This window comes from Pseudomonas sp. GD04158, assembly GCF_029834875.1.
GTDB classification, from domain to species: Bacteria; Pseudomonadota; Gammaproteobacteria; order Pseudomonadales; family Pseudomonadaceae; genus Aquipseudomonas; species Aquipseudomonas hydrolytica.
This window is the reverse complement of record NZ_JAODYT010000051.1, coordinates 20,843-31,607: the sequence shown is the minus strand read 5'-3', so window position 1 is coordinate 31,607 and position 10,765 is coordinate 20,843. Positions and strand designations below refer to the sequence as shown.

At 65.8% G+C, this 10,765-nt stretch carries 13 protein-coding genes; all 13 read left to right on the top strand.

What is annotated here, in order from left to right; genetic code table 11:
* On the top strand, positions 1-996 hold a 996-nt coding region (locus N7333_RS17660), incomplete at its 5' end, for a type II secretion system F family protein (protein ID WP_279859178.1).
* A gap of 3 nt (positions 997-999) precedes the next feature.
* Positions 1,000-1,425, top strand: coding sequence for a type II secretion system major pseudopilin GspG (gene gspG, locus N7333_RS17655; protein ID WP_003244437.1), 426 nt, complete (start codon positions 1,000-1,002; stop codon positions 1,423-1,425).
* 7 nt (positions 1,426-1,432) lie between these two features.
* On the top strand, positions 1,433-1,978 hold the full coding sequence (gene gspH, locus N7333_RS17650) for a type II secretion system minor pseudopilin GspH (RefSeq protein ID WP_049767408.1): 546 nt from the start codon (positions 1,433-1,435) through the stop codon (positions 1,976-1,978).
* On the top strand, positions 1,975-2,358 hold the full coding sequence (gene gspI / locus N7333_RS17645; RefSeq protein WP_279859177.1) for a type II secretion system minor pseudopilin GspI: 384 nt from the start codon (positions 1,975-1,977) through the stop codon (positions 2,356-2,358). The genes gspH and gspI overlap by 4 nt, the downstream gene beginning before the upstream one ends.
* Before the next feature lie 56 nt (positions 2,359-2,414).
* Positions 2,415-3,074, top strand: a complete 660-nt coding sequence (gspJ, locus tag N7333_RS17640; RefSeq protein WP_003244442.1) for a type II secretion system minor pseudopilin GspJ — start codon at positions 2,415-2,417, stop codon at positions 3,072-3,074.
* Positions 3,071-4,045 (top strand): type II secretion system minor pseudopilin GspK, encoded by a 975-nt coding sequence (gene gspK / locus N7333_RS17635; RefSeq protein ID WP_279859176.1) that lies wholly within the window; start codon positions 3,071-3,073, stop codon positions 4,043-4,045. Before gspJ ends, gspK begins: the two co-directional genes overlap by 4 nt.
* A complete protein-coding gene (gene gspL / locus N7333_RS17630) occupies positions 4,042-5,181 on the top strand; it encodes a type II secretion system protein GspL (protein WP_279859175.1) in 1,140 nt (379 codons plus the stop codon). The genes gspK and gspL overlap by 4 nt, the downstream gene beginning before the upstream one ends.
* A 2-nt stretch (positions 5,182-5,183) precedes the next feature.
* Positions 5,184-5,708: a type II secretion system protein M gene (locus tag N7333_RS17625; RefSeq protein ID WP_003244447.1), complete on the top strand. Its 525-nt coding sequence runs from the start codon at positions 5,184-5,186 to the stop codon at positions 5,706-5,708.
* 453 nt (positions 5,709-6,161) lie between these two features.
* Entirely contained in the window at positions 6,162-6,935 is a 774-nt protein-coding gene (locus N7333_RS17620) for an ABC transporter substrate-binding protein (protein WP_279859174.1), read from the top strand.
* Between the two features lie 219 nt (positions 6,936-7,154).
* Entirely contained in the window at positions 7,155-7,844 is a 690-nt protein-coding gene (locus tag N7333_RS17615; RefSeq protein WP_003244451.1) for an ABC transporter permease, read from the top strand.
* Positions 7,841-8,539 carry an ABC transporter permease gene (locus N7333_RS17610; protein ID WP_003244453.1) on the top strand — a complete coding sequence of 233 codons (699 nt, stop codon included), beginning with the start codon at positions 7,841-7,843 and terminating at the stop codon, positions 8,537-8,539. The genes N7333_RS17615 and N7333_RS17610 overlap by 4 nt, the downstream gene beginning before the upstream one ends.
* Before the next feature lie 27 nt (positions 8,540-8,566).
* Positions 8,567-9,331 (top strand): ATP-binding cassette domain-containing protein, encoded by a 765-nt coding sequence (locus N7333_RS17605; RefSeq protein ID WP_003244455.1) that lies wholly within the window; start codon positions 8,567-8,569, stop codon positions 9,329-9,331.
* A gap of 75 nt (positions 9,332-9,406) precedes the next feature.
* A complete protein-coding gene (argR, locus tag N7333_RS17600; RefSeq protein WP_003244456.1) occupies positions 9,407-10,387 on the top strand; it encodes a transcriptional regulator ArgR in 981 nt (326 codons plus the stop codon).
* Positions 10,388-10,765: the final 378 nt, after the last annotated feature.

Genomic DNA, 10,765 nt, shown 5'->3' with positions numbered 1-10,765 from the left:
CTGGCCACCCTGGTGCAGGCGGCCCTGCCCATCGAGGAGGCGCTGCGCGCCGCGGCTGCGCAGTCGACCAACGCCCGTATTCAGGGAATGCTGCTGGCGGTGCGCGCACGCGTGCTGGAAGGTCACAGCCTGGCCGGCAGTCTGCGCGAGTTTCCCGCCGCCTTTCCCGAGCTCTACCGCGCCACGGTGGCGGCGGGCGAGCATGCCGGGCATCTCGGGCCGGTGCTGGAACAGCTGGCCGATTACACCGAGCAGCGCCAGCAGTCGCGGCAGAAGGTCCAGCTGGCGCTGCTGTATCCCTTGATCCTGATGTGCGCATCCTTGCTGATCGTCGGCTTTCTGCTGGGTTACGTGGTGCCGGACGTGGTCAAGGTCTTCGTCGATTCCGGGCAGACCCTGCCGACCCTGACCCGCGTGCTGATCGCCGTGAGCGACTGGGTCAAGGCCTGGGGGCTGGTGGCCGTGGTGGTGCTGGCGCTGGCGATCATCGCGCTGCGCGCGGCGCTGCGCGATGAGGCGATGCGCCTGCGCTGGCATGCCTTTTTGCTGCGCGTGCCGCTGCTCGGCCGTCTGGGCCGTGCCACGGACTGCGCACGTTTCGCGTCCACCCTGGCGATCCTCACGCGCAGCGGCGTGCCGCTGGTCGAGGCGCTGGCAATCGCCGGCGAGGTGATCGGCAACCGGGTGATTCGTGGCGAGGTGCTGGTGGCTGCGCAGAAGGTGCGAGAGGGCGGCAGTCTGACCCGCTCGCTGGAGGCCACCGGGCAGTTTCCGCCGATGATGCTGCACATGATCGCCAGCGGCGAGCGCTCCGGCGAGCTGGACCAGATGCTGGCACGCACGGCGAAGAACCAGGAAAACGACCTGAGCGCGCAGATCGCCCTGCTGGTCGGATTGTTCGAACCGTTCATGCTGGTATTCATGGGGGCGGTGGTGCTGGTCATCGTACTGGCCATCCTGCTGCCGATTCTTTCGTTGAACCAAATGGTGGGATAACAGGTGAGTAAACGTCAGGCGGGTTTCACCCTGATCGAGATCATGGTGGTGGTGGTCATCCTCGGCATTCTGGCGGCGCTGGTGGTGCCGCAGGTGATGAGCCGGCCGGATCAGGCCAAGGTCACGGCAGCGCAGAACGATATTCGTGCCATCGGCGCGGCGCTGGACATGTACAAGCTCGACAACCACAACTACCCCAGCACCCAGCAGGGGCTGGAGGCGCTGGTGAGCAAGCCGGGCGGCAATCCGCCGGCGAAGAACTGGAACAAGGACGGTTATCTCAAGCGTCTGCCCATCGATCCCTGGGGCAACCCATACCAGTACCTGGCACCGGGCACCCGCGGTGCCTACGACCTGTATTCGCTCGGCGCCGATGGCAAGCAGGGCGGCAGCGATCTGAATGCCGATATCGGCAACTGGGATCTCTGACCCCATCATGCCCGCGGCGGCATCCTTCGGACGCAGGCACGGCTCTGCCCAGCGCGGTTTTACCCTGATCGAGCTGCTGGTGGTGTTGGTCATCCTCGGCAGCTTGATCGGCCTGGCTGTGCTCAGCAGCGGCGTTGCCGGGCCTGGGCGCGAGCTGCGCAGCGAGGCGGAGCGCCTGAGCGGGTTGATCGGCGTGCTCAGCGAGGAGGCGGTGCTGGACAATCGCGAGTACGGCCTGAGCTTTACCCGCGAGGGCTATCGCGTGCTGCGCTACGATCCGCAGCGCGGCGAATGGCAGACGCTCGACCGGCAGGCCCATCGCCTGCCGGAGTGGGCCGAGCTGCAGTTCGAAGTGGAAGGGGAGGCCCTGAACCTGCCGACCACCACTGGCTCGGCCGCGGCGCCGCAACTGCTGATTCTCTCCAGCGGCGAGCTCACCCCCTTTCGTCTGCGTCTGGCCGAGCGCCGCCGCGATGGCTTGCGCCTGCAGCTGTCCAGTGACGGTTTCGCGCTGCCGCGTCTGGAGGAATTGCCGACGGGACGGGCCGGATGAAACACGCCCGCGGTTTCACCCTGCTCGAGGTGCTGGTGGCACTGGCCATCTTCGCCCTGGTCGCCGCCAGCGTGCTCACCGCCAGCGCGCGCAGCGTCAGAACGGCCGCGCAGCTGGAGGAGCGCACCCTGGCCATGTGGGTGGCCGACAATCAGCTGGTGGAGCTGCAACTGGCCGAGACGCCGCCCGCCGATGGCCGCGACCAGGGCCAGGTGGATTTCGCCGGGCGGCGCTGGCTGTGGCAGAGCGAGATCCAGGCCACCAGCGAGCCGGCCATGCGTCGCGTGACCCTGTGGGTCGCCGCCGAGCAACGCGGCGTCAGCGGCGATCTGCGCGAGCGGGCCGTGGTCAGTCTCAGCGGTTTTCTGGGGGCGCCATGAGCCGTAGCGGCGAGCGTCTTCGTGAGCAAAGTGGTCGCGCGTCAAGCGGCCGGGCGATGCGCGGCTTCACCCTGCTCGAGCTATTGATCGCCATCGCCATCTTCGCCCTGCTGGGATTGGCCACCTACCGCATGCTCGACAGCGTGCTCAGTGCCGATGCCGCCACACGCGCCCATGAACAGCAGTTGCGCGAGCTGACGCGGGCCATGGCGGCCTTCGAGCGCGACCTGCGCCAGGTGGTGGTGCGGCCGATTCGCGACGGTTTCGGCGATCCCCAGCCGGCACTGCGCAGCGATCTGGCTGACGCCAGCGCCCTGGAGCTGACCCGTTCCGGCTGGCGCAACCCGCTGGGCCAGCCGCGTGCCGAGTTGCAACGGGTACGCTGGCAGCTCAGTGGTGAGCGCTGGCAGCGCCGCTACTGGCGCGTGCTGGACCGCGCTCAGGACAGCCAGCCGCAGGTGCAGCAGGCGCTGGATGGGGTGCAGTCCGTGAGCCTGCGCTACCTGGACAAGGACGGCCAGTGGCAAGCCGACTGGCCACCGGCCAATGCTTCGGGCGATGGCCTGCTGACCGGGCTGCCGAAGGCGGTGGAGCTGCGCCTGCAGCACCGACGGCACGGCGAGCTGCGCCGTCTGCTGCGATTGCCGGATATCGCCCCGGAGAATCTCGGCGGGCCCGAGGTCCCCAACGAAGAGCCCGAGGAGCCGCAGACATGACGCGGCAACGGGGTGTGGCGTTGATCACCGTGCTGCTGGTGGTCGCCGTGGTGACGGTGGTCTGCGCCGGATTGATCGCCCGCCAACAGCTGTCCATCCGCAGCAGCGCCAATCATCTGCACGTGAGCCAGGCCTGGCAGTACGCCCTGGGTGGCGAGACGCTGGCCAAGGCCATTCTCCAGCGCGACCTGCGCCAGGGCGATCCGCGCCAGCCGGTCGATCACCTTGGCGAGCTCTGGGCCAGACCGCTGCCGCCTTTCCCGCTGGACGAAGGTGGCGAGCTGCGCGTGCGCATCGTCGATCCCAGCGGGCGCTTCAACCTCAACAGCCTGGTGCGCCAGGGCCAGCCCAACGAGCTGGCGCTGCTGCGTCTGCGTCGCCTGATGTTGCGCCTGGGGATCGAGAAGCCCTATGCCGAGCGCCTGGTCGATTGGCTCGATAGCAACAACGAGCCGCAGGGCAGCAACGGCGCCGAGGACAACCAGTACCTGCTGGCCACGCCGCCCTATCGCAGCGCCAATCGCGAACTGGCCGACGTGAGCGAACTGCGCCTGCTGTTGGACATGGACGAGCTCGATTATCGCCGCCTGCTGCCCTACGTCAGTGCTTTGCCCGGCGACGTGCTGCTCAACGTCAATACTGCCGGTGCCATGGTCCTTACCAGTCTGGCCGACAGCCTTACCCCGGATGTGGCGCTATCGCTGATCGCCGTGCGAGGCAGCGAGGGCTTTCCCAGCCCCGCGGCCTTCGCCGCGCAGCCGGCGCTGGCTGGCCTTGGCGAGCAGGCCGTGCAGGGGCTGGCAGTGGGTAGTCAGTTTTTCGAGGTGTTCAGTGAGGTCAGTCTCGGCGAACGCCGTGTGGTGTTGCGCAGCCTGTTGCAGCGCAGCAATGATGGCCGGGTCAGTATCCTGGCGCGTGATCTGGGGCAGTCTGGCGCACCGCCGGTGCCGGTTGAGGAACAGCAACAATGAATCAGTCATGGATCTTTCTGCCGCCGGAGGCCTGTCACGCTCTGTCGCTGGAGCTCGCGGTGCAGCGGGTGACACCGGAGCAGAGCCAGGCCCTGAGTCTGGCAGAGGCCTTGCGCGAGCTGCCCGCCAGCTGGGAGCTGGTGCTGCCGGTGGAGGCGGTGACCACCTGCGCGGTGCAGCTGCCGACGCAGAAGGCGCGCTGGCTGCGCCAGGCGCTGCCATTTGCGGTGGAAGAGCTGCTCGCCGAGGATGTCGAGCTGATGCATCTGGCGCTGGGCGAGAAAATGGCCGATGGCCGTCATCGCGTCTATGCGCTGCGGGCCGACTGGCTGCGTGAGTGCCTGGCGCTCTGCGCCGCGCAGCCGCCGCAGGCGATTCGTGTGGATGCCGATCTGCTGCCGCAGCAGGGCAGTCAGCTGCTCTGGCTCGGTTCGCGCTGGTTGCTGGGCGGTGAGGTGCCCTGGCGGCTGGCCCTGCAGACGGAGAACTGGTCGGCGCTGGCCGGACGCTGCCCTTCTCCCCGTATCGCCAGTGCGCCGGCCGGGCAGGCGTTGCCCGAGCCGGTCGACGAGGTGCACCTGCTGGAGCAGCCGCACCAGTGGCTGGTGCGGCAGGGGGCGGGCGTCGACCTGGCGCAGGGTGAGTTCGCCCAGGTGCAGGCGGGGGCAGGCTGGCAGCGCTGGCGCCCGCTGGCCGGGGTCGTGGCGCTGTGCCTGCTGCTGCAGTGGGGCTTCAATCTGGCTCAGGGCTGGTACCTGCAGCGTGAGGCCGATGCCTATGCCGCCTCCAGCGAGGCGCTGTATCGCCAGCTGTTTCCCGAAGATCGCAACCTGATCAACCTGCGGGCGCAGTTCGATCAGCATCTGGCGCAGACGGGCGGTGGCGACAGCCTGGTGCTGGAGCTGCTGGCGGAGGTGGCCGATGCGCTGCACGCCGATGGCGCACCGCAGGTGCAGATCAATCAACTGGACTACAGCGCCATTCGTGCCGACATGGCGCTGCAGATTCAGGCGCCCGGCTTTGCCGAGCTGGAACGCCTGCGCGAGCGCCTGGAGCAGGCCGGCCAGGCAGTGCAGATGGGCTCGGCGAGCCGTGAGGCGGATGGCGTCAGCGCGCGCCTGGTGATAGGAGGATGAGCATGGCGTCGTGGCGTGAATTCAATCAGAACCTGCAACTGCAGTGGCAGCGCTCGACGCTGGCGCAGCGCTGGCAGGGTTTGCCCGCCCGGGACCGCCTGGCCCTGCTGGCGCTGAGCCTGTTTCTTCTGCTGGTGTTGTTCTACCTGCTGCTGTGGCAGCCGGCGCAGCGCCATGCCCAGGCGGCGCGGGCGGCCTTCGAGGAGCAGCGCGCCCTGTATGCCTACCTGCAGAGCAGGGCGCCGGAAGTACGCGGGCGTGACCTGCAGCCGCGCAGCAGTCCCGACCCGGCGCGTCTGCAGGGCCTGGTCACGGCCTCGGCAGCGGAGCAGGGGCTGGTGATCGAGCGTCTGGATGGCGAAGGGCAGGGCGCAGTGCAGGTCAGCCTGCAGCCGGCTGCCTTCGCCCAGTTGCTGCGCTGGATCGAGCTGCTGGAAGGGCAGGGCATTCGCGTCGAGGAGCTGGGCCTCGATCGCCGCGAGGAAAACCAGGTGGCGGCGCGTCTCAGCCTGCGTGTGGGGGGCTAGAGCCGCTTCCCGGCCCATCAGCGTTCATCGCTGTCCCGCTCGGTGCGCATGCGGTAACAGTGCGCACCGCGATTGGGCGGTTAGGGAACGTTGCCGCTCCGATGCGGTGCCGTTTGCGGTGACAGGGAAATTTCCGAGACGCGTTAACGCCCATGGAATGGGCTTTTCGCGATGTATGGCCTGAGTCTTGCTGTAGATTACCGTTTGATCTTTTTCTTCTTGATCACCCCTTTGCCGGACTGTCAATATCCGCGCCTGGCGCTTCCTGCGCTTCTGTAATTAGTTGTCGCATTGAGGAAATATCGCCTCAATGCCTGCCGCTAGAATGCCGCTCACCCAGCCAAGGCCCTGCGTCGCCTGTCGCACATGACGGCGCACGACTGCTTCTACAATCCATAAAAGGCCCGGGCCCTCACTGCCATCGATGCCATACCCAATTCGAAGGAGCAAAGAATGAAGAAGATCGCACTGCTCGGCGCCCTGGCGCTGTCCATGTTGTCGCCCCTGGCCATGGCCGAGAAGCCGCTGCGTATCGGCATCGAGGCGGCCTATCCTCCCTTTGCCTTCAAGACCCCGGACGGCCAGATCGCCGGTTTCGACTACGACATCGGCAACGCCCTGTGCGAAGAGATGAAGGTCGAGTGCAAGTGGATCGAGCAGGAGTTCGATGGCCTGATTCCGGCGCTCAAGGTGCGCAAGTTCGACGCCGTGCTGTCGTCCATGTCGATCACCGAAGATCGCAAGAAATCCGTGGACTTCACCGGCAAGTACTACGCCACGCCGGCCAAGCTGGCCATGAAGGCGGGCAGCGAGATCAAGGATCCGCTGGTCGACCTCAAGGGCAAGAAGATCGGCGTGCAGCGTTCCTCGGTGTATGACCGTTACGCCACCGACGTCTTCGCTCCGGCCGGTGCCGAGGTGGTGCGTTACAGCTCGCAGAACGAAGTGTTCCTCGATCTGCAGTCCGGTCGCCTGGATGCCACCCTGGCCGACTCGGTGAACATCGACGACGGTTTCCTCAGGACCGATGCCGGCAAGGGCTTTGCCTTCGCCGGCCCGGACTTCACCGATGTGAAGTATTTCGGTGAAGGTCAGGGCATTGCCGTGCGCAAGGGTGACAAGGAGCTGGCCGACAAGATCAGCGCCGCCATCCTGGCCATTCGCGCCAACGGCAAATACAAGGAAGTGCAGGACAAGTACTTCGACTTCGACGTTTACGGCGAGTAAGCGTTCGTAGGCAGAAAGGGTGGCGCTGACTCCGCAACGGGCGGTGCCACTTTTTACTGGTTCATGCTGTACGGCGTCGTGGCGTCTCGCCTGCGGCGCTCTGTGATCGTCATTGCCGGCGGTCGCCCGGTGGGCGCCGCGGGGCGGTAGCGAACCTGCTCCCGGCAATTTTCATTGTGCTATGCGGCGCCGCTGCGGTGCCCGACGAGGTATTAGCGCATGCTTCAAGGCTATGGCTCGACCATACTCGATGGTGCCTGGCTCACCCTGCTTCTGGCGCTTACGTCGATGGCAGTGGCGATCTTTCTCGGTCTGCTCGGGGCGGCCTTTCGCCTGTCGCCGGTCAGGTGGCTGGCGATGCTCGGCGAGGCCTACGCCACGGTGATCCGCGGCATTCCCGACCTGGTGCTGATCCTGCTGATCTTCTACGGCGGCCAGGACATCGTGAACCGCGTCGCGCCGCTGCTCGGCTACGACGAGTACATCGACATCAACCCCTTCGTCGCCGGCGTGTTCACCATGGGCTTCATCTTCGGCGCCTACCTGTCGGAGACCTTCCGCGGCGCCTTCATGGCCATTCCCAAGGGGCAGGGCGAGGCCGGTGCAGCCTACGGCATGAGCGGGATGCAGGTGTTCTTCCGCATCCTCGTGCCGCAGATGATCCGTTTCGCCATTCCTGGCTTCACCAACAACTGGCTGGTGCTGACCAAGGCCACCGCGCTGATCTCGGTGGTCGGCCTGCAGGACATGATGTTCAAGGCCAAGAACGCGGCTGACGCGACCCGCGAGCCGTTCACCTTCTATCTGGCGGTGGCGGCGCTGTATCTGGTGCTGACCAGCGTGTCGCTGCTGGCGCTGCGTTTCCTCGAGAAGCGTTACTCGGTAGGTACCAAGGCGGCTGACCTATGATCTTCGACTATCAAATGATCTGGGAGAACCTGCCGCTGTATTTCAGTGGCGTGCTGGTCACCCTGAAAATCCTGCTGATTTCCCTGGCCGTTGGCCTCAGCCTGGCACTGCCGCTGGCCCTGATGCGGGTGTCGAAGTCGCCCCTGGTCAACTTCCCGGCCTGGCTCTACACCTACGTGATCCGCGGCACGCCGATGCTGGTGCAGCTGTTTCTGATCTACTACGGGCTGGCCCAGTTCGACGTCATTCGCGACAGCTTCATGTGGCCGTATTTCTCCAGCGCCACCTTCTGCGCCTGCCTGGCCTTCGCCATCAACACCAGCGCCTACACCGCAGAGATTCTTGCCGGCAGCCTCAAGGCCACGCCCCATGGCGAGATCGAGGCGGCCAAGGCCATGGGCATGTCGCGGGCCAAGCTCTATCGTCGCATCCTGCTGCCGTCGGCGCTGCGCCGCGCGCTGCCGCAGTACAGCAACGAGGTGATCATGATGCTGCACACCACCTCGCTGGCCTCCATCGTCACCCTGATCGACATCACCGGGGCGGCGCGTACGGTCAGTTCGCAGTACTACATGCCCTTCGAAGCCTTCATCACCGCCGGCCTGTTCTATCTGGTGCTGACCTTCATTCTGGTGCGCCTGTTCAAGCTGGCCGAGCGTCGCTGGCTGGCCTACATGGCCCCGCGCAAGACCTGACCCGTGCCGATTCAAGAGAACGCAACCATGTACAAACTAGAAGTTCAGGACCTGCACAAGCGCTACGGCAGCCATGAAGTGATCAAGGGCGTGTCGATGGCAGCCAAGGCTGGCGACGTGATCAGCATCATCGGCTCCAGCGGCTCGGGCAAGAGTACCTTCCTGCGTTGCCTCAACCTGCTGGAACAGCCGCATGCCGGCAAGATCCTGCTCAACGGCGAAGAACTGAAGCTGGTGCCGGCCAAGGACGGTTCACTGCGCGCCGCCGATGCCAAGCAGCTGCAGCGCATGCGCTCGCGCCTGTCGATGGTGTTCCAGCACTTCAACCTGTGGTCGCACATGAGCGCCCTGGAGAATGTCATGGAAGCGCCGGTGCACGTGCTCGGCGTAAGCAAGGCCGAAGCCCGCGACAAGGCCGAGCACTACCTGGCCAAGGTCGGCGTGGCGCATCGCAAGGACGCCTATCCGGCGCACATGTCCGGCGGCGAGCAGCAGCGCGTGGCCATCGCCCGTGCCCTGGCCATGGAGCCGGAGGTGATGCTGTTCGACGAGCCCACCTCGGCCCTTGACCCCGAACTGGTCGGCGAAGTACTCAAGGTGATGCAGGACCTGGCCACCGAAGGCCGCACCATGGTGGTGGTGACCCACGAGATGGGCTTTGCCCGCGAGGTCTCCAACCAGCTGGTGTTCCTGCACAAGGGTCTGGTGGAGGAGCGCGGTTGCCCGAAGGAAGTTCTGGTCAATCCGCAATCCGAACGTCTCAAGCAGTTTCTTTCCGGCAGTCTCAAGTAAGAAACGACTAGACTGCGTCCAGGGTCCGCTGCAAGGCGGCTGGCCCGGCGCGTAGCAGACTTTGAACAGGCACTCATGACCCCCCATCGAATTGGCTTCCTCTACTGGCCCGGTACCAAGGCCCTGACCCTGTCCCTGGCCGAGGAAGCCCTGCGTGTCGCCCAGCGCGTGCATCCTGAAGTGGTGTACGAGCTGGTCTTCCTCCAGGCCGAGCCGCTGGTGGCGGGTGACTGGCGCCTGCCGGGCGAGCCCTGGGCGGGGCATCTGGATGGGCTGGACAAGCTGTTCCTGCTCGCCGACACACCGCCGGCGCAGGTCTCTGCCGGGCTGGCTGCGGCGCTGAAGCAGCAGGTGCGTGCCGGCTGCGTGATCGGCGGGCTGTCCGCCGGGGTCTATCCGCTGGCCCAGCTCGGCCTGCTCGATGGCTATCGCGCGGCGGTGCACTGGCGCTGGCAGGACGATTTCGCCGAGCGCTTTCCCAAGGTCATCGCCACCAGCCATCTGTTCGACTGGGATCGTGATCGTCTGACTGCCTGCGGCGGCCTGGCGGTGCTCGATCTTCTGCTGGCGCTGCTGGCGCGCGACCACGGCGCCGAGCTGGCCGGGGCGGTGAGCGAGGAGCTGGTGGTCGAGCGCATCCGCGAAGGCGGCGAGCGTCAGCGCATTCCGCTGCAGAATCGCCTCGGCTCCAGCCATCCCAAGCTGACCCAGGCGGTGCTGCTGATGGAGGCCAATATCGAAGAGCCGCTGACCACCGACGAGATTGCCCAGCATGTGTGCGTCTCGCGTCGTCAGCTCGAGCGCATCTTCAAGCAGTACCTCAATCGCGTGCCCAGCCAGTACTACCTGGAGCTGCGCCTGAACAAGGCGCGCCAGCTGCTGATGCAGACCAGCAAGTCGATCATCCAGATCGGCCTGTCCTGCGGCTTCTCCTCCGGGCCGCATTTCTCCAGTGCCTACCGCAACTTCTTCGGCGCCACCCCGCGCGACGATCGCAACCAGCGGCGCAGCAACAGCCCCTTCGAACTGACCTCCACCCCGGTCGAGCGCGGCTGATCCTTCCTGCTTTAGCGAGCACTGCTCGCGAGGCCTCGGCGTTCCCCTCACTCCTTACGGTTCGCAAGCAGAGCCCGCTCCTGCGCCAGCCTGGATGTAGCCCGGATGCCATCCGGGTGCGATCTCTGGCCGCTCCCGGATTTCATGGCGAGCCAAGCCAGTGTTTCGATACCGACCAGTCAGCCTGCGGAGAATTTTTCCGTCGACGTGCGCTCTGGTATCGAACTGCGTTTAAACTGCGCCTTTCCGACGGTTTCTGTCGCTTTGACGAAAACCCGCGAAAAACCTGGGGTGGCGCTGTAAGAAGTTGTCGCATGGCGGCAATGCCGACCCCGAATCAGTCCCTACAATCCTTGCATTCCCTGCCGTGACGGGTCT